Source organism: Xenorhabdus taiwanensis, assembly GCF_036512875.1.
Classification (GTDB): Bacteria; Pseudomonadota; Gammaproteobacteria; order Enterobacterales; family Enterobacteriaceae; genus Xenorhabdus; species Xenorhabdus taiwanensis.
Genome location: NZ_AP028978.1, coordinates 1,737,644 through 1,759,164 on the forward strand (window position 1 = coordinate 1,737,644; position 21,521 = coordinate 1,759,164).

Genomic DNA, 21,521 nt, shown 5'->3' on the forward strand with positions numbered 1-21,521 from the left:
AAGGAAGTGATATTGTGCGTATAAGTACGAATCTTTTATACAGCCAAAAAATGAATGGGATTTTTAACGCTCAGGCTAAATGGATGCAGTATGGTGAACAGTTATCCAGTGGGAAACGTGTTATCAACCCATCTGATGATCCGTTGGCGGCTTCGCAGAGTATTATGATTGCCCAATCTGAGTCACAGAATCAGCAATTTGTGACGGCTCGTATCTTTGCCAAGAACACGATGTCAACCCAATTGAGCACTATCGATGGTGTTGTATCGGTGACACATAATGTTTTGGAAGCATTAGTCGCAGCGGCGAGTGCAGAGAGCGATCATGATCGTGAGTCTTATGCCCAACAATTAGACGGGCTTAAACAGCAATTGCTGAACCTTGGGAATAAAACCGATGGCAATGGCCGCTATATTTTTGCCGGTTATAAGACGGATGTTCCACCTTTCGATGCTGATGGTAGTGGAAAAGTTCACTACAAAGGTGGAGATGAGGCTATAAGCCAAAGGGTGGATGATAATCGATCCATGGTTATCGCCCATACAGGGAAAAAAGTCTTTTTATCGGCAACGTCCAACCCGATTAAAGAGCCTGATGGCAGTGCAAGTGAATCAGATATTTTTGCGTCTATTGATTTTGCGATCGAGGCACTTAAAAGGCCATTCACGGGTGCCAGCGAAACAGAAAGAGAGGAATCACTGGAGTTAATTAACAAGGCTAACCGAGGTGTACGTAATAGTTTGAACAACTTATCCTCGGCGCAAGCCGTGCTAGGGTTACAGCTTAAGGAAATGGACCAACTGGATGCGTTAGCCAGTGAACGCAGCATAGCCAATAAAGTTCGTATGGGGGAATTAATCGATGCGGATTTGATCTCTACTATTTCCAGCTATTATCAGGAAAATGCTGCATTACAGGCTTCCTATAAAGCTTTTTCTGATTTAAAAGGTATGTCTTTGTTTGAGATGTATCGTTAATTAAGCTTGGTATATTTCCACCTTTCAGATTGCAGTTTTATTTTCTTATCCCAGAGGCATAGCCCTTGCCTTTTCCATTAAATTGGGAAAAACAAGGGCTTACATACCAAAGCCAGCGCTGATATTAAAAGCCTCGCTGTAATATCTTATATTCATATTCTTGAGCATTAAGCTGCGTTTGTAGCTGCATCATAAATGTATCTTGATATTTAAATTCATTGCAAACGAATAAATCAAGAGCGGCATATTGATGTTCAGGCCATGTGTGAATAGTAAAATGTGACTCTGCTAATATTAATGCACCACTGACACCCCATGGTTGGAATTGATGAAAGTGATGAGTAACCACATTCAGTTCACATTGTTGGGCAATATCAAGCATGATTTTTTCAATGGCTGATACAGATTTCAGTACCTCTGTATCACAATCTTTCATATCTATGATCATGTGAGTGCCAAGTTGTCGTGTATTATCCGATGTACTGACTTTTTCCTGACCACGATATTGAAATTTAGTGCCGTGACACTTATTACAAGTTGCCTCTATGAGCTGTTCTATCGTTAATATGTTCTTTCCGTGTCCAATGGTTATCATGTTATTACATGATTTACATTGGTAAAATTTTATACGAGGGTTAATCTCTCCGGTATAGAGTTTATCTGAATAATTATTTTCCCCTGGAATTGTCGGGTACGTTTGGGGTGTAACAGAAAGAACATAGAGATCGCTGACATTACTGATAATACTTCCGCCATGATATTTATTGAATTGCGGATAAATATGTCTGATAAGAAGATTCTGATTGTCAAATAATCTTTGAACTTCTTGTTTTTCCATTGGTTTTTTTTGACCAAAGGAGAGTAAAATCTCACTATTATCATTTTTAGTGAAACTAATAGCACGTGATAAAAATAGTTTTAATCCGCTCAATGTATAAGGAGGATCAGTCAAGACGATATCAAAATCTTTAGTGTATATATTAGAAAGTTTCAGATCTAAGTATTCAGTATTAATGACAAAATTATTTTGCTCTGCGACATCCCGAATAAATATTAGCAGGTCCTGATCGATATCCTTGACAAAAATATTTTCTGAGCAGTCGTGGCCGAGCTTTTTAAATGCCATCATCAGGGCTAAGGAAGTTAAATCATCATCACCCAAAAATAAAATATTTTGTTTAAATACTCTTGGGTTATTAAGTAATAGCATTACCCGGCGTATTGATGTTTCTAATGTCGCATGTGCTTGATCTAACAAAACATTGATTTTAGGTCTGCTGTTATATATAGGCTCCAATAAAACGGAAATCTCTTGCTCAAATTCTTCTCGTTTCTTCTCTGATGATAGCAAGTTATATTTATTTATATCAATTGATCGGTATCCCAGCTCATCTTGTACATATTTTACGCCGATGGGGTTTAACTTAAAAACTCCTTTGTTTTCAGCGTAATCATATTTTATTAATTCTTTTTTAAATGCGGAGATGATAGGAATAGGTAAACCGCTTTTTAATGAAATGGCTTTATTTGATGTACAGTCATATAAATACAGGCGTATTAATAATGTCTCTAGCACTTCAACTGGGTGTGACAACTCCATATTGTTTTTTATAACATTCAGCGTGTTCATGGTAATCTCTTTTTACGTGATTTACTAATTTTGCAACGTAATTAAAACTTAGAGTTATTAACCCAGATGTTTAAATTCTACTTGAATCTGCTACCGTTGTTTTTTCTGAAATCTGAAATTTATTTCCTCTCTCATAAATTATGAAAATCCATTCATATTGTTTATAAATATAAACCTTATATAAGAAATTATAATTATCAACTGGTTCCATCAAAATTGTGAAATCACTTGCGAATTTAATGTAAGTATACTCAAGGTGGCATGTATTTCTCAGTCTGGTTGGATGAAAAGCAATCAGATGTTTTTTAAAAATAACAATAACCCGTATTTTATTTTTACTAAATTATATTAATAATAACTATAGAGAATTATTCTATGGAATAATAAATGCGATATTGTTAGCGTTGACGTATGAATTGGTAGGGCGGGATTCCACTTTGTCTTTAATTTAACCAAAAACGGAACACCCCTGACCAAGTGGCTCTTCGACGTTTAGCCGCTTGACCTGTCCTATTCTGTTTAGGGTGTGTTGATGTCTGTTCATTTTGAATTGCATTATCTGCCGCCTTACAACCCTAACCTCAACCCGATTGAGCGATTATGGAAGTATGCAAATGAGCAGGTACGAAACAATATTTATTTCCCTGATGCAAAAACATTCCGTGAAACACTTCATCATTTTTTCATGTCACATTGCCAGAAAAAGTGCAGGAACTGAGACAGATAATTTCCAGACTTTAAGTTTTGCATCTTCAAGTTAATTGCGTATATCACACAATATATGCTAAGGCATCAAATTTTGACAATAAATGTTTTTTTAAAGGTGATTAAAATGTGCCGAAATTATTCTAGTGTAAAGGTGTAATATATGAAAAGCGCAGCACAAATTGTAAGCGAAGCGTTGGATAAAGGAATAACGCTATTTGTTGCTGATAATCGATTACAGTATGAAACGGATATTAATCATATTCCTGCTGAATTAATGAAGGAGTGGAAATACTATAAAAAGGAGTTGATTGATTTTCTCAGGCAGGTAGATGTAAAAGAAAAAGCAAAACCATATCAATTACAGCCTATTCAGCGCGGCAGTAATGGAGAGCATTATCCACTCTCATTTGCACAGCAACGTCTGTGGTTTATCGATCAACTGACTGAAGGCAGTCCGCAATATAACTGTCCCGGATATTTAAGATTACGGGAACAACTTAACCTCAATGCTTTTAAGGCCGCTGTAAAAACGTTATTTGAACGGCATGAAGTGCTACGCACTCATTTTAAAATGATTAATAATGAGCCACGGCAAATTGTTGCAAACCGCTATGATTTACCCATTACGCAATATGATTTTATTGCACTTTCTGAAACTGAAAAAAAATCTCAAATCAAACAACTGAGCAAAGATGAAGATAACTTGGTTTTTAATCTCAGTACCGATCTGATGTTGCGTATTCGTTTGATCAAACTGGCTGAAAGTGATTATGTTGTTCTTTATACGATTCACCATATTGCTTGCGATAGCTGGTCGCTGGAAATATTTATCAATGAACTTCTCACCTTATATTGGGCTTACTGTCAGGAAAAAGCTAATCCGTTACCACCGTTAAAAATCCAATATCGTGATTATGCTCAATGGCAACGAAATTGGTTGCAAGGAGAGGTTCTGGAAAAACAGTTGGATTATTGGCAAAATCAGTTATCAGGTATTTCTCCACTTCATCGTTTTCCCCTAGATAATCCACGACCCGAGAAACAACGTTTCAAAGGATTGCTTAAAGAACAACATATTTCGAAGAATTTAACTCAGGAAATAAGAACGTTATGTCATCAAAATGAAGTCACACTGTTTATGTTTTTAGAGACTGCTTTTGCTGTCTTGTTAAGTCGTTATAGTAATGAAAAAGACATTCTGATCGGAACCCCACTTGCTGGCAGAATTCATCATGATATTGAGCCTCTGATTGGTTTTTTTGTTAACTCTCTGGTGATCAGAACAGATTTATCCGGTCAGCCTACATTTAGTGAATTATTAAAGCAGAACAGCCGTACCATTCTGGATGCTTATGCACATCAAGATTTACCATTTCAAATGCTGGTGGAAAAAATAAGTCCTGGACGAAACTTAAATTATAATCCGATATTTCAAATCGCTTTTACTCTAGAAAATACTCAGCAAAGTACAGCGTTAGCACGGGATAATCATATTGAGATTGAAGAACGTTTGCTTTTGAAAGCCCGGTTTGATCTGGAAATTCATATTTATGAAGAAGAGAGCGGGTTATCTCTTTTGTGGGTTTATGACAGTGATCTGTTCAACGATATTACGATTGAAAGATTACTTGCTAATTATGAAACACTGCTGGTAAATATTGTCCGGGCGATAACACCCCGTCTTGGCTCAGATTTGATATATAAAGAACCTTCTGTCCATGACATTCCATTGCTGGCAGAGGCTGAAAAACAGACTTTACTACATGAATGGAGTGGGCGGCAGAATAGTTATCAGCAAGGGTACTGTTTCCATGAACTGTTTGAAGAACAGGTGGCTAAAAATCCAGAAAAAACTGCGCTAGTTTTTGATGATCCGTTTTTTGATAATAACGTATTGAGTTATCAGAAGCTCAATAAACAGGCCAACCAGCTTGCTCATTACCTGATCGAACAAAATATCAAACCAGGAACATTGGTTGCGCTCTGTATTCCCCGTTCATTACGTGCGGTTGTTGCGCTATTGGGAATTATTAAAGCTGGCGGCGCTTATCTGCCGTTAGATCCTAATTATCCGATATCCCGCCTGCAATATATGCTGGAAAGCAGTGATGCTAAATTCATTCTGACCGAAATCCATCTGGTGGAAAAACTGCCAATCAGTCAACAAAAAGTTATCTGTCTGGATACGGAAACAATCCAATCACGATTGCAGCGTATGTCCGGCGACAATATCACTAAACTTCCTATTCCCCTGACGGAAAATAATCTGGCTTATGTCATTTATACCTCCGGTTCTACGGGGCAGCCGAAAGGCGTGATGCTGGAACATAAGGGTTGGGTCAATCTGGCATTATCACAAGCAGGTTTATTTGGTGTTGATTCCCATAGTCGGGGATTGCAGTTCGCTTCCTGGAGCTTTGATGCCATGATCTTAGAGATCTCCATGACGCTGGCCTATGGTTCAACACTGTATCTCATTTCAGAAACCCAACAACATTCGCCTGAATTGTTGGATGAATTAGTTGAAAAGCACCAGATTACCCATGCGGTATTACCGCCTGCGTTACTGCCTTATCTGGACTTTGATAAGTGGCGTTGCGTTTCTACTCTGCTTTTAGCGGGAGAGGTCGTACCGCCTCAAATTGCTGTGCGTTGGTCACAGGGCAGAAAATTGTTCAATGTCTATGGCCCGACAGAATCTACGGCCATTGTGACTTCAGGTTTGTTAACTGATGGCAGGATTACGATTGGCAAGCCCTTGCCTAATACTGTTATTCGTATCCTTGATCCCTCAGGTCATCTGGCGCCTATCGGTGTGGTGGGGGAGTTGTGTATTGGTGGTATTCAACTGGCACGTGGATATTTGAATGCTTCGGAAACCAATACAACGAAGTTTATTACTGATTTTACAGATACCTCTTGCCCCCAACGTTTATACAGAACGGGAGATTTAGCCCGTTGGTTATCTGATGGAAATATAGAGTTTATTGGCAGGATTGACTCACAAATCAAGCTTCGAGGATTCAGAGTAGAGCTGGGAGAAATCGAAGTTGCGCTGACTGACCATAGTGCCTTGAGTAGTGTGGCGGTTATGGCTTATGGGAACGGTAAAGATAAAAGATTGATCGCCTATGTTTGCCCGACCCAAAACTGGCTGGATGAAAAAGGGCTAAAATTTGATATCCAGTTCTCAGAAATTAAAGCTGAACTTACCACTCTGCTCGAATCAGCAATAAAAAAACGACTGCCTGAATATATGCTCCCCAGCATTTATATTCCATTGGAACGTATGCCTCTCACATTAAATAACAAAGTGGATAAAAAAGCGTTGCCTGAGCCCAATGAAAGTGATTTCCACCAGCAGAATTACATCGCGCCAAGAAATGAAATAGAGAAAAAAATTGGTCAATTATGGCAAGAAGTCCTGGGTATCAGCCAAGTCAGTATTTATGACAACTTTTTTGCGTTGGGAGGACACTCCCTTCAGGCAACTCGCATTATCAGTTCAATACGCAATGTTCTGAATATTGAAATACAGCTAAGCCGTATTTTTGAATACCCCACGCTTGAGCAGTTATCACAACTTGTTGAAATTCATCTTGTTAAAGAAAAGAGAAAGTATTTCCAGACTGAGCAAGAAATAACACAAAAACTATTGGAAGGTGATATATGAAGAATGCAGCACAAATTATAGGTGAAGCTTTAAATAAAGGGATTACTCTGTTTGTTAGCGATAACAAACTGAAATATAAAACCAGCTGTGACAGTATTCCGCCAGAATTGCTCAGCGAATGGAAACAACACAAACAAGCGTTGATTGATTTTTTAACTCAGCTTGAGTCAGAAGATGACTCAGGTAATCAACGGTTGCAGGATATTCCGCGCTATGAGCGTGCTGAGCATTACCCATTGTCATTTGCGCAGCAGCGCTTGTGGCTCATTGATCAATTAACCGAAGGCAGCCCTCAGTATAATTGTTCAGGTGATTTCAGAATGCGGGAATCCATCAATATCAAAGCCTTTGAAACTGCGGTAGAAGCACTGCTTGAACGTCATGAAGCATTGCGCACTCATTTTAAAATAGTGAATAACGAACCCCGCCAGGTTATTTCAGATTCTTATGATTTGCCTATTACCTATCATGATTTGACTGAACTTTCACCTACTGAACAGGAATATCAGGTTAAACAACTGGGTGAACAAGAATGGAAGCAGGTTGTTAATCTGAGTATTGATTTGATGCTGCGTATTCGCTTACTGAAATTAGCCGAAGATGATTACGTTATTCTGTATACGATCCACCATATCGCCTGTGACGGCTGGTCACTGGCAATATTTCTGAGTGAATTTCTCACATTATATCGGGCATATTGCCGGGGAGAGAAAAACCCTCTACCGCCCTTGAGAGTTCAATATACCGATTATGCACATTGGCAGCGGGAATGGTTGCAGGGCGATATTCTGGAGAAGCAGTTAACTTACTGGCAAAACCAATTATCAGGCGCACCGTTAACACATCGTTTCCCGCTGGATAATCCACGCCCAGAAAAACAGAATTTCGAAGGATTTATACACCCACAGCGTATTTTAAAGAGTCTGACACAGGAAATCAGAGCACTGTGCGTAAGACAGGGTGTGACATTATTTATGTTTCTGGAGACGGCGTTTGCGCTATTGTTAAGCCGTTACAGCAATGAAAAAGACATTTTGATCGGTATGCCACTGGCAGGGCGAAGACATCGTGATACAGAGCCTCTGATTGGTTTTTTCGTCAATTCCATGGTGATCAGAACAGATTTATCTGGTCAGCCAACATTCAGTGAGTTGTTGAAACAAAACAGCCGTACCATTCTGGATGCTTATGCGAATCAGGATTTGCCTTTTGAGATGCTGGTGGAAAAACTCAGCCCGGAGCGGAACTTAAACCATAACCCTATTTTCCAGATCATGTTCGCTGTTCAGAATAATCAGCGTGATACCACATTGGATCAGGACAATGTGATTGAAAACGATGAACGTTCGCTTCTGACTACCCGATTTGATTTGGAAGTGCACATCTATGAAGAAGAAAGTGAAGGGGAGCTATCCATTACATGGATCTCAGATACCAGCCTGTTCAAAAATGAAACCATTGACAGACTATTAGCAAATTACGAAACCTTGTTAACTAACATTGTTGATGTCATGAAGCACCACACTGGTATTGATGAGCCACCTGCCCACGCTATTCCATTACTGACAGACACCGAGCGACATACCTTAATACATGAATGGAGTGGGCCAAAAGTCGATTACCCGTCAAGGAAGTGTTTCCATGAACTGTTTGAAGAGCGGGTAGTACAATATCCAGAAAAAACCGCGCTGATTTTCGGTGATGATTGCCTGAGTTATCAGGCATTAAATGAACAGGCTAACCAACTGGCAGGCTATTTGCTCAAACAAGGCGTTAAACCCGATACACTCATTGCGCTTTGTATTCCCCGATCATTACAGGCTGTGGTGGCCCTGTTGGGAATTCTTAAAGCGGGTGGTGCATACCTGCCGTTAGATCCCAGTTATCCGCAATCTCGCTTGCAATACATGCTGGAGCACAGTGAAGTTGAATTCATCCTGACAGAAACGCAGCAGGTAGAAAAACTGCCTGTCAGTCAACAGCAGGTTATTTGTCTGGATACCGGGCTAATACAATCACAGTTGCAGCAAATGCCGGTGGATAACATTACCAATGCTGATCGACCCTGCCCACTTACAGAAAATCATCTGGCCTACGTTATTTATACTTCCGGCTCTACCGGTAAACCGAAAGGTGTGATGCTGGAGCATAAAGGGTGGGTGAATCTGGCATATTCACAGGCGGCTTTATTTGGTGCTGCCCCTCATTGCCGGGGATTGCAATTCTCCTCCTGGAGCTTTGACGCGATGATTCTGGAGCTGTCCATGACTCTGGCTTATGGCGCAATATTGTATTTGATTTCCGAAACGCAACAGCGCTCTCCAGAAGCGTTGGGTGAACTGGTTGAAAAACATCAGATTACTCATGCTGTATTGCCACCGGCACTGCTTCCGCATCTTGACTTTGATAAATGGCGTTCTGTTACAACACTGCTGCTGGCGGGTGAAGCTGTCCTGCCGCAACTCGCTGTTCGTTGGTCGCAGAATAGAAAACTGTTTAACGTGTATGGCCCAACAGAGAGCACATCCATTGTCACTACCGCATTATTAACGGATGAACGGATTACGATTGGAAAACCGTTGCCTAACGTTGTGATACGTATCCTTGATCCAGAAGGTAATCTGGCGCCTATCGGCGTTATCGGGGAGCTGCATATCGGTGGCGTTCAACTGGCACGCGGTTACCGTAACGCATTGGAACTGACAGCAAAACAATTTATCCGTGATCCTTTCAGCACTAATCCGACAGATTGGCTTTACCGTACAGGTGATTTAGTGCGCTGGACACCTGATGGACAATTAGAATTTATTGGCCGGATGGACTCGCAAGTGAAAATTCGCAGCCATCGCATTGAATTAGGGGAAATCGAGACGGTGTTGTCCGGGCATGAGGCTTTAAGTCATGCGGCTGTGATCGCTTATGGTCAAGATGAAGTTAAAAAACTGATTGCTTACGTTTGCCCAAGTACTGCATGGTTAGGTAAAAAAGCCACTGAATTTAACGCGGGCAGCGTTGAAAACTGGACAGAAATTTTTGATGAGCAGTATCGTCAGCCTATGACGGATGATTTCAAAAACAAAATTATCAGTGATGTCGCCGCATCGGATAATGACTTCGGTGGCTGGATGAATAGCTACACAGAACAGCCTATTGCGCTTGAGCAAATGAAAGAGTGGTTATCAGGCATAATGCACCGAATTGAAGCCCTGCATCCTCATCGTTTACTGGAAATTGGCTGTGGCACCGGATTGTTGTTGTACCGCTATGCCGAACAGTGTGAGTCAGTTGTCGCTAGCGATATTTCGTCTGAGGTTCTGAACCGGCATCAACATGTTCTGCAACAGCGTGGCTGGTCACACGTTCAGCTCAGAAAAGGAGATGCTCTCAATCTCGGGACACTGAATACTGATGAATTTGATACTGTCGTGATTAACTCCGTTATCCAATATTTTCCGAATGTTCAATATCTGGAAAAAGTCCTTAAACAGTTAATACCTGCGGTTGAAGCTGGCGGGAAAATTTTACTGGGTGATATCCGCAATTTAGATCTTTTAACAGCACACGCGACAGCCATAGAACAAAGTCGCCTCAATGGGCAGCGTATTCAGGCAGGAACGCTGGCAAATCGCGTTCAGCGGCGTTTACAGCAGGAACCTGAATTTTTACTCAGCCCGACCTATTTTGCTCAATTACCGCAGCATTATCCTGAAATCAGCCGGGTTGATATTCTGGTTAAACGTGGCATCGGTGATAACGAAATGCTTCGTTATCGTTATGATGTTGTATTACACAAAAAAGCGGATAATGCTGAATATTTCAGTAAATATGCGATTAACTGGCGAAATTTTGCTTCTTTTGAAGATTTGCACAATTTGTTACAGGTAGGTGCAGAGGACACATTTGCTGTTTCAGGTATCCCTAATGCCAAAATTAAAGATGATGTTGCATTAGCGGAAGGGCTGCGTCATTGGTCAGCCAGCCAGATGATAACCCCGCCTGAAGGTATCGGCTGCTTCTCTCCACAGGCGTTAAAACAGGTTCAGGAACTCGAAGCCCTGCTCCAGTATGCTGAACAGTGCGGTTATCAGTGTGGTGTTACGTGGTCACAAAAACAGCCTGATTTGCTGGATATTATTTTCAGCCGGAGTGAGTTACCTCCTGTGCAGGCGCGGGATAGCTACAATCAAATCCATTTGGCGAATTATCCGCAAATTTCTTCCATTAATGGCGAACTGTCAGAACTCCTTGAATCAGCATTAAAACAGCAACTGCCAGAGTATATGGTTCCTAGCCTCTACATTCCACTGGAGAGAATGCCTCTTACGTTAAACAACAAAGTGGATAAAAAAGCACTGCCGATCCCCAATGAAGATGATTTACGCCGACAGACCTATATCGCACCAAGGAATGAAACAGAGATTAAAATCAGCCAGTTGTGGAAAAAATTATTGAACGTGAGCCAAATCGGTATCTATGACAATTTCTTCACTCTGGGCGGTCACTCGCTTCAGGCAACCCGTCTGATTAGTTCAATACGCAACGATTTGGGCATAGAAGTGCCACTAAGAAGTGTTTTTGAACACCCGACACTTGAGCAGTTATCGCAAGTCATCACGATTTATCTGATCAGGGAAAAAAGAAAACAATTCCAAACGGGTCAAGACACAGCGCAAGAATTATTACGGGGTGATATATGAAAAATGCTGCGCGCATCATTAATGAAGCTCTGGAAGCAGGAATTACCCTGTTTGTCGCTAATAACCGTTTACAATATGAAACCCGTGGCGGCAGTATTCCGCCAGAAATGCTCAATGAATGGAAGCGATATAAGTTAGAGTTGATTGATTTTTTGAACCAGCTTGAATCAGCCAGTGCGAATACACATCAATTACAAAGTATTCCGAATTATGGTCAGGCGGAGCATTATCCGCTCTCCTTTGCCCAGCAACGTTTGTGGTTAGTTGATCAGCTTTTTGGCGGCAGTTCTCAGTACAACTGCCCGGGATATTTCAGGTTGAGAGAACCGCTTAACCTTCAGGCATTTGAGGCAGCATTGGGAACAGTGCTTGAACGCCATGAGGTTTTGCGTACTTATTTTAACGTCGTCGATGATGAGCCTCGGCAGTTTGTTGCCTCTTCTTATAACCTTCCCATTATTCTGAGTGACCTTTCTACGTTGCCAGAAGCAGAAAGGGAATCTCAGATAAACAAAATCAGCGAAGAAGAGGAACGAACATTTAATCTTAGCACTGATCTGATGTTGCGTGTTCGGTTGCTAAAACTGGCAGAAAATGACTATGTTATTCTCTATGTTCTTCACCATATCGCCAGTGACGGCTGGTCGCTGGCGATATTTCTCAGTGAATTGTTTACCCTGTATCGGGCTTATTGCCGAGGTGAGAAAAACCCTCTGCCGCCATTAAAGATTCAATATACCGATTACTCCCGTTGGCAACGGGAGTGGTTGCAAGGCGATATTCTGGAAAAACAGTTAACTTATTGGCAAAAACAACTTTCAGGTATTACGCCACTTCACAGTTTGCCGTTAGATAATCCGCGTCCAGAGAAACCTAGAGCAAAAGGCCAAATTCATACACAGCGCATTTCAAAGCACCTGACTGCAAAAATAAAATCGCTGTGTGATCAACATGAAGTAACGTTATATATGTTTCTGGAAACTGCATTTGCCGTACTGTTGAGTCGCTACAGTAATGAAAAGGATATTCTGGTTGGAACAGTGATTGCCGGGCGAAGACACCGTGACATAGAATCTCTGATAGGCTTTTTTGTTAACTCACTGGTGATCAGAACCGACTTATCCGATCAGCCGACTTTCAGTGAACTGCTAAAACAAAACAGCCGCACTATTCTGGACGCCTATGAAAATCAAGATCTGCCTTTTGAGATGCTGGTGGAAAAACTTGGCTCAGAGCGGAAGTTAAATTATAACCCTATCTTTCAAATCACCTTTACTGTTCAGAATAATCAGCAATGTATACCTCTGGAACAGGATAATGGTGTCAGAAACGAAGACGCTTCACACATAAGAGCGCGATTTGATTTAGAAATCCATGTATACGAAGACGAAAATGAAAAAGATCTATCCATCATAGGCATTTCTGATGCGACTCTGTTCAAAAGTGCAACGATTGACAGATTGCTCACCAATTACGAAACCCTGCTTACTCATATTGTTGATGCAATGGAGCATGGTGCGGAAGCTGGCGAACCTTCTGTTCATGATATTCCATTGCTGGCACAGCCTGAAATGCATACGTTATTACACGAATGGAACGGGCAACGGGTTAACTTTCCATCTGGAAAATCTTTTCATGAATTATGCTTTCATGAACTTTTTGAAGAGCAGGTTGGGCAATATTCTGAAAAAACAGCGCTAGTGTTCGGTGATGATATTCTGAGTTATCAGGCACTCAATGAACAGGCCAACCAATTGGCTCATTATCTGCTTAAACAGGGAATCGAACCGGATACATTGATTGCACTTTGCATTCCCCGCTCATTGCAGGCGGTTGTCGCTCTGTTGGGTACGCTTAAAGCGGGCGGAGCATTTCTGTCGTTAGATCCCAGCTATCCAACAGCCCGTCTGCAATATATGTTGGAACACAGCGAGGCTAAATTCATTCTGACTGAAACCGGCCTGACAGAAAAACTGCCTATCAGCCAGCAAAAAGTTATTTGCTTAGATGATGAATCAGTACAGTTACAGCTCCAACAAATGCCTGTCGGAAATATGACTGAAACCGAGCGCCCATTCCCGCTAACGGGAAACCACTTGGCTTATGTCATGTATACTTCTGGTTCTACCGGCAAACCGAAAGGCACCATGCTGGAGCATAAAGGATGGGTGAATCTGGCTCTCTCACAACCGGCTTTATTCGGTGTTGACGCACACAGCAGGGGATTGCAGTTTGCTTCCTGGAGTTTTGACGCCATGATCTTAGAAATATCCATGACTCTGGCATATGGAGCAACACTGTATTTGATTTCAGAAAATCAGCAGCGTTCTCCTGAACTCTTGGATGAGCTGGTTGAAAAATATCAGATTACCCATGCCGTATTACCCCCTGCTTTACTGCCGTTGCTGAACTTTAATAAATGGCGGTCGGTTGCGACCTTACTTTTAGCGGGTGAAACCGTCATGCCGCAGATATCCCTGCAATGGCAGCAAAATAGAAGGCTCTTCAACGTGTATGGCCCGACGGAATGCACATCCATTGTTACTACAGCCTTATTAACGGGTAAGCGTATTACGATTGGAAGCCCTTTACCCAATACGATAATGCGCATTCTTGATACAAGAGACCATCTTGTACCTATTGGTGTTGTTGGGGAGTTACATATTGGTGGAACCCAATTAGCAAGGGGTTACTTGAACGAAGCTGAATTAACCGAAAAACAGTTTATCCGAGACCCATATCGCCAGCACCAGACCGAATTTCCGGAAAGCAAATTATATCGAACCGGTGATTTAGTTCGCTGGACATCTGATGGTCAGTTGGAGTTTATCGGGCGTATTGATTCTCAGATCAAAATTCGCAGCCATCGGATAGAGCTGGGAGAAATAGAAAGTATTCTGATTGGGCATGATGCTTTAAGTCATGCCGCTGTAGTGGCTTATGGGCAGGATCAGGATAAAAAATTGATTGCTTATGTTTGTCCAACGGCAGAATGGCTGGATAAAAAAGGGCTAAAATTTAACCCTGACCAAAATGCTGCTATTAAAACAGAGCTTTCTGAATTACTTGAATCAGCGTTAAAAAAACAGCTACCGGAATATATGGTTCCCAGTTTTTATATCCCACTGGAACAAATGCCACTGACGTTAACGAATAAAGTTGATAAAAAATCCTTACCGTCCCTGCATGAAAGTGATTTTCATCGGCAGAAATATGTTGCGCCAAGAAATGAAACTGAGAAAAAACTCTGTCAGTTGTGGCAGGAGCATTTAAATATCAATCAAGTGGGTATTTATGATAATTTCTTTGCACTTGGCGGCCACTCACTTTTAGGTGTTAAACTCACTGCATCGATTAAGATTGCTTTAGATAACAGTTTCAGCATGTATCAGCTATTTAAAAACCCGACGATTGCGCAAATCTCCAGCCTGATTGATAACGCTGAAAAACCGGCATCTCCATCAGTACAAGAAACAACACAAAGGCGAGCAGATGGAAAAATACCTATTTCTAATAATCAACAAATGTTCTTACCTTTGCTTTGGCAAGAAAATCTGGAAAAATGTTTCCATGTGCCTATTGCCTTATTAATGAAGGGAAACTTGGATCGCAATGCGCTAGAAAAAAGCCTGCATACAATTGTAGCGAGACATGAGAGTCTGCATCTTAGGTTTTATAAAGAGAACGATCAAATTTTTGGACAACCTGATCGTAATATGAAAATCAATTTACAGACTATTGAACCAAGCTCCAGAGAAATAGAAGAGGGACAGTTATTTGCTGAAATTAATAGAGTCTGGAAAGAGAATCTGAAAATACCGTTTGATATTTATCAAAGCCCACTCATCAGAGCACTCTTGTTACCCATTTCGGAAACAAATTTTGCGTTATTATTGGATATTCACCATTTTATTTTTGATGGCTGGTCAGCCAATATCCTGATAACTGAACTTCTCCAATTATATGTGGCTTATTCACAGCAGAAAGAACCTGCTCTTCCGCCTGTTACTGTGCAATATTCAGATTATATTTATAGTGAATTAGATAAATTCCATGCAGACGAGGAATACCAAAATCAGATTGGTTTTTGGCAAAAACAATTTGCAGACATTAATATAGAACACACTTTTTTGGCCGACTTCACTAAGCGGTTAGATTCAGAAGGTCATTATAATAGCCGATCAATTACAATATCAGATTCGCTGATCAAAGCAGTTTCACAATATTGCGAAACTAACAATATCACTCACTATATGTTATTTATGGCTTTATTTCATACATCCTTATTTATGTATTCAGGTGTATCACAAAATATTGTTACTTCACCGCGATTTGATCGTGATAGTGTAGGAAGCCAACAAGCTATCGGATTGTTTATAAAAGATTTGATAGTAAAATCAACGATCAATAAAAAAATGAGTTTGCATGATATCATTCAGCAAATTAGCCAGTTTATCTATAGTGCACTGGAAAATTTAAGTGTTTGTTTATTTCCAGCTGCTAATAATATTGCTAATGATAAAATAATAAGCACCATATTTAACACCACATTTAATTATATGGATATTACCAGTGATGACAGATTATCATTACCAAACCTTGAGATTGAATTTGTGGATATTGAACCAGTTCATTTTGAGTCACTTGGCATGGTCTTCGTCAATACACCACAAAAAAAAGTGTGTGAACTTAATTATAATACCGATTTATATACTGAAGAGGATGTTAGTGAACTATTAAGACATTATGAAAGGTTACTTGATATTATTATTGATGGTCGAGAAAAAGAGAGTATCAACCATTTTTATGATTAAATTTCTTTAGATAAAAGATAAATAATTTCCCGAATTGGTCATGACATCAATTTGTTGAATCATGTATAGATGTCGATTTGAAGAACATTCAGATGGCGAAGAGTATGGGCGCTGTCGCTCTGGCCATGAATGGAATGGGATGCCGGGCGACAGCGCGTGTGATGGGAATTGGCCTAGAGAGAGCTAATCTGAATTTTCGTCAACACTTAGCAAGACTGATTCGCAAAACGTTGATTTTTTTCAAAATCCATAGAAATACGTGACAGGGTCATAGGGAATTATTTAAACATTCATCACTATCAATAAGTTGGTATCATAACCCAGATACCGTGTTGGCTTGCAACACGGTTTTCTGTTTACGATCCAAACTTAATCAGTAGTAAATGACTGTTCGGATCGATTCACCTTCATGCATCAGATCGAAAGCCTCATTAATGGATTCCAGAGGCATCGTATGGCTAACGAAAGGGGCAAGTTCGATTTCACCTTTCATGGCTTTTTCCACCATTTCTGGCAACTGGCTGCGTCCTTTTACACCACCGAAAGCTGTGCCTTTCCATGTACGCCCGGTAATAAGTTGGAATGGACGGGTGGAAATTTCTTGTCCAGCGCCCGCTACACCGATTATGACTGATTGTCCCCATCCTCGGTGTGCGCTTTCCAGAGCGGCACGCATGACATTGACATTACCGATACATTCGAAAGTATGATCAACACCCCATGTGGTCATATCCAGAATGACCTGTTGGATAGGTTTGTCGTAGTCATTGGGATTGAGGCAATCAGTGGCACCAAATTGTCTGGCAAGTTCAAATTTAGTTGGATTAGTATCAATGGCGATAATGCGTCCTGCTTTTGCCTGACGAGCACCCTGAACAACGGCCAGACCAATCCCACCCAGTCCGAAAACGGCAACAGAATCTCCCGGCTGTACTTGGGCTGTATTGTGTACGGCACCGATACCCGTAGTGACACCACAGCCTAATAGGCAAACTTGTTCATGGTTTGCAGTTGGATTTATTTTTGCCACTGATACTTCAGCAACGACAGTGTATTCACTGAAAGTGGAACACCCCATGTAATGATAGATAGGTTGTCCATTGTAAGAAAAGCGGGTTGTGCCATCTGGCATGAGGCCCTTACCTTGCGTTTCACGGACTGCGATACAAAGGTTAGTTTTCCCAGACTGACAGAACTCACATTTGCCACATTCCGCCGCATATAATGGAATGACATGGTCACCTGGTTTTACACTTGTGACACCTTTACCCACTTCGACAACGACCCCAGCGCCTTCATGCCCCAGAATAACAGGGAATATTCCTTCAGGATCGCTACCTGAAAGGGTAAAAGCATCCGTATGGCAGACACCCGTATGGCTGATTTTTATCATTACTTCACCTGTTTTTGGTGGAGCAACGTCAATTTCGATAATTTTGAGTGGTTTGTTTGGCCCAAAGGCAACGGCAGCACGTGATTTCATATAATCCCTCTTTGATTTTTGCACAGAATATTTTAATACTTCTATTTATCTGGATATTATCCGTATAGTTTGATTTTATTTTTAAACCATAACCAATCAATCAATAAAAAATATTTATACGCATCAATATCACTTCATTATGCAATATCGCCGGTTCCTGGAACTAATTCAATCTTAATAAGATTAGAGGGTTTGTGTGGTTTTTTACAAATAAAACCGAAGTTATCATATGGATTTTTATCAACTATTTTTTGCTCTTGGTGTTTGGTTAAGCGGATATGTTAAGTGAACAATTTTCATTTTTTATTCCCTTTGGTGAAAAGTGAACAGTAAGGATATTTTTTGAAATTTATAGAAATTTTTATAAAAGAATAGCATGGTCAATTGATTTTAAACAAAGAAACAATGTCTTTTGTAAATTATTTAAAATAAAATAATAAGTTTTATTGAGACCTGTTAATAATATATCTCATCGATTAACTCATTCTATAAAAACCATTGAAGATGATAAATATCCTTATCGCGTAGCTATATATTTTGATTTCGAATCATGGAGGTTTAATGGCTGAATTCAATTCTAAACCCATTAAATTTGCTTATTGGGTACCAAATGTTTCAGGTGGATTGGTGATAAGTAAAATCCAGCAACGTACTAATTGGGAGCATAATTATAATCGCAGCCTGGCTCAAATCGCCGAAAGGGTAGGTTTTGACTATGCATTGACCCAAATTAGATTCACTGCTGGATATGGTGCTGAAAACCAGCATGAATCGATGACTTTTTCGCAAGATCTGCTTTCAGTAACCAATAAATTGAAAATCATTGCAGCCCTTTTACCCGGGCCTTGGAAACCGGTATTGGCCGCTAAACAGATAGCAACAATCAGTCAACTTTATGGTGCCCGTATTGCGGTTAATATTGTTAGTGGTTGGTTTCGCGGTGAATTTAAAGCGATTGGTGAACCGTGGTTGGATCATGAAGAACGTTATTTACGTTCTGAAGAATTTATCCGTTGCTTGAAAGGGATCTGGTCGCAACCTGCTTTCAGTTTTTCTGGTGATTTTTATCGTTTTCATGATTATGTTTTAAACCCCAAGCCACAGACACCATTACCGGAAATTTTTCAAGGAGGGAGTTCCAGAGCTGCCAGAGACATGGCTGCCCGCGTTTCTGATTGGTATTTTACTAATGGCGGTAGTGTGGAATATATTCACAAACAAATCGAAGATATCAGGGCTAAAGCGTTATTGAATCATCATCAGGTGAAAATAGGCGTTAATGGTTTTGTTATTGCCCGAGATGATGAGAATGAGGCTCGCACAGTATTACAGGATATTTTAGATAATAGTGATTTTGAAGCGGTGAAAAGTTTCCATCATGAAGTCCAAAATGCGGGAAATGCATCCCCAGAAAAAGAAGGGAATTGGGCAAAATCCACTTTCGAAGATCTTGTACAGTATAATGACGGCTTTAAAACCAACCTTATTGGCACACCATTACAAATAGCTCAACGAATTATTGAATATAAAAAGGCCGGTGTAAACTTGATGTTGCTTGGATTTTTGCATATGCAGGAAGAGCTAGAGTATTTTGGGAGAAACGTGATCCCACTTGTTAGAGAATTGGAACAACAAGCTGATTGAATAACCATTTATTGTTTTTAAACGATGTGTTATTTGCGTTTTGTATTCATAAAAAAACCAATAGATTTCAAACAGCCGCTATGCTGCCACTTGAAATCTATTGGGTATATGAATCAACCAAACGAATATGTGATATCAGACCATACGTTCAACTGATTAAATTGTGTAGCGTTTGCCAGAACGGGCTTTGTTGTGCTAGCTGACGCTGCTCCTCAAGCATATTTTCGAGTATTGCTAATGTAGTCAGAGGATTTGCCAGTACGACCCGCAAAACTGTTGTAGGTTGTCGATTCCATTGCACAGGTTTGAGACTAGTATGTGAGACAAAAGATTTTCCCGCAGACCACTGCATTGTCTGGATATTCTGGTTCAGTGCATTAATTAATGCATGCAGCTGTTGTTTCACCTGTTCTGAACCTTCCCGTAATGCCGGTAACACCTTTGGTGGCACATAGCGATAGGTCAACAGACAAAGCTGCGGCTCACTGATTAATTCGAAATCTTCTTGCTGGCGGATCAGATCGGCAAATTGTTGCGCTTTCTCAATGCTTGCATCTATCAGGCCAGCCAATCTTTGGCGGCCAAGCAGGTGGAAGTTACTGTGTAACATCAGCGACATTGCACTGCGTGAACCTTCCAAAGTATGACGGCCCAGATCCTTCGATCCTTTGCGCACAATATAATTAGCATGCTGGGCAATGGCGCCGGTCAGGGTGGGTTGACGGAATAACACCATACCTGCTCCCATGGGGACATACATTTGCTTATGAGCATCGATTGTCACGGTATCAGCACGTTCGATACCGGTAAATAAATGCCGGTAGCGGCCGGACAGCAAACTCGCTCCGCCCCAGGCGGCATCAACATGGAAATGACACTGTTCCTGTTCAGCGATATCCGCCAGAATGTCCAGTGGATCAATGGAACCGGTTTCTGTGGTGCCAGCTATCCCGACAATAGCCATGGGTTTGATATTGCGTTGGCGTAGTTTCTGTAGCTGTGTGAGGAGGGCATCAATGCAGATCCGTCCATCTCTGTCAGCATCAACTTCTATTAAGGCATTTTGTCCTAACCCAAGGATATCCACTGTTTTTTTCAGCGAATAGTGCCCCAGTTCCGATACCAGAATGGCTAAGCCACTATAGCCATAATGAATCAGCCCTCTGGCTAATCCCTCACGTGCAAGACCAGCAAAATCTCCGTCAGCCGGCATAAGCTGGTTTCGGCACGCCCACATGGCGGTTAAATTAGCCACAGTTCCACCAGAACAGAAGGTCGCCAGAGCGTGATCACTACTGTGAAGCCACTGTTTATAAAAAGTTTCATCACTGTGATATACCAACTTGTGCATCATACCCAGAACCTGGCGTTCCAGCACAGTTAAAATATGCGATGTTTCCTGTTTGACCAGGTTCTGATTCAGGGCTGTCACTATCTTGCCAAGTGCAGGCAAATGTCTGGGAAGAGCCGATGTCATGTGACCAACAAAGGTAGGTGATGATACAGGCACAACCTGATTGAGGATATTTTCGCTCAGATGCTGGGCATATGCCCCAGCATCAACCGGAGATTCAGGGATAATCACAGAAGAGAACTGACTTTCAAGTTCCGCCAGTTCACGTATGGGTTTGTTTAACCCGCGGAGACAATAAGTGACAGGGTCACTAGCAATTTCCGTTTCCAGTCCGGCCAGATCTTCCTCACCGGTACAGGAAATAAACTGGTCGAGCAGTGCTTGCCACTCTTGCTCATCCAGACAGTGAGTGTTAAGCGCTTTTTTATCCGCTTCGTCGTGATTCAGGCTGTCAGGAAAATACCGCATAGTTTGCCTCTTTAGGGTCACTAATAATATAGAACATGTTTTTCTTCCACATACGGTTCAGTAGCTTTATTTA

Annotated in this window: 8 protein-coding genes and 2 pseudogenes; 7 read left to right on the forward strand and 3 right to left on the reverse strand. The window is 41.0% G+C overall.

The window, feature by feature from the left end:
- The first annotated feature begins 14 nt into the window (after window positions 1-14).
- Entirely contained in the window at window positions 15-977 is a 963-nt protein-coding gene (gene flgL, locus ACE1SE_RS08150) for a flagellar hook-associated protein FlgL (protein ID WP_374053387.1), read from the forward strand.
- 124 nt (window positions 978-1,101) lie between these two features.
- Here flgL and speD read toward each other — a convergent pair whose 3' ends face one another.
- Window positions 1,102-2,607 carry an adenosylmethionine decarboxylase gene (speD, locus tag ACE1SE_RS08155; RefSeq protein WP_374053388.1) on the reverse strand — a complete coding sequence of 502 codons (1,506 nt, stop codon included), beginning with the start codon at window positions 2,605-2,607 and terminating at the stop codon, window positions 1,102-1,104.
- Between the two features lie 538 nt (window positions 2,608-3,145).
- Here speD and ACE1SE_RS08160 point away from each other — a divergent pair.
- From ACE1SE_RS08160 to ACE1SE_RS08180, 5 genes and pseudogenes are all read left to right on the forward strand, one after another.
- Window positions 3,146-3,292: pseudogene (locus ACE1SE_RS08160) on the forward strand (transposase); the annotation flags it as partial.
- 183 nt (window positions 3,293-3,475) lie between these two features.
- Window positions 3,476-6,988 carry a non-ribosomal peptide synthetase gene (locus ACE1SE_RS08165; protein ID WP_374053389.1) on the forward strand — a complete coding sequence of 1,171 codons (3,513 nt, stop codon included), beginning with the start codon at window positions 3,476-3,478 and terminating at the stop codon, window positions 6,986-6,988.
- Window positions 6,985-11,685 carry a non-ribosomal peptide synthetase gene (locus tag ACE1SE_RS08170; RefSeq protein ID WP_374053390.1) on the forward strand — a complete coding sequence of 1,567 codons (4,701 nt, stop codon included), beginning with the start codon at window positions 6,985-6,987 and terminating at the stop codon, window positions 11,683-11,685. The genes ACE1SE_RS08165 and ACE1SE_RS08170 overlap by 4 nt, the downstream gene beginning before the upstream one ends.
- Window positions 11,682-16,499: a non-ribosomal peptide synthetase gene (locus ACE1SE_RS08175; protein WP_374053391.1), complete on the forward strand. Its 4,818-nt coding sequence runs from the start codon at window positions 11,682-11,684 to the stop codon at window positions 16,497-16,499. The genes ACE1SE_RS08170 and ACE1SE_RS08175 overlap by 4 nt, the downstream gene beginning before the upstream one ends.
- Before the next feature lie 173 nt (window positions 16,500-16,672).
- A pseudogene (locus tag ACE1SE_RS08180) lies at window positions 16,673-16,805 on the forward strand (IS1 family transposase); the annotation flags it as partial.
- Window positions 16,806-16,872: 67 nt separating this feature from the next.
- On the opposite strand, the gene ACE1SE_RS08185 reads toward ACE1SE_RS08180, so the two are convergent.
- The gene (locus ACE1SE_RS08185; protein WP_374053392.1) at window positions 16,873-17,982 is read right to left on the reverse strand and encodes an S-(hydroxymethyl)glutathione dehydrogenase/class III alcohol dehydrogenase; all 1,110 of its coding nucleotides are present in this window, start codon (window positions 17,980-17,982) and stop codon (window positions 16,873-16,875) included.
- A gap of 561 nt (window positions 17,983-18,543) precedes the next feature.
- Between ACE1SE_RS08185 and sfnG the strand changes: the two genes are divergently transcribed.
- Entirely contained in the window at window positions 18,544-19,626 is a 1,083-nt protein-coding gene (sfnG, locus tag ACE1SE_RS08190) for a dimethylsulfone monooxygenase SfnG (RefSeq protein ID WP_374053393.1), read from the forward strand.
- A gap of 148 nt (window positions 19,627-19,774) precedes the next feature.
- On the opposite strand, the gene panP is transcribed toward sfnG, so the two are convergent.
- Window positions 19,775-21,448 (reverse strand): pyridoxal-dependent aspartate 1-decarboxylase PanP, encoded by a 1,674-nt coding sequence (gene panP, locus ACE1SE_RS08195; RefSeq protein WP_374053394.1) that lies wholly within the window; start codon window positions 21,446-21,448, stop codon window positions 19,775-19,777.
- Window positions 21,449-21,521 lie beyond the last annotated feature (73 nt).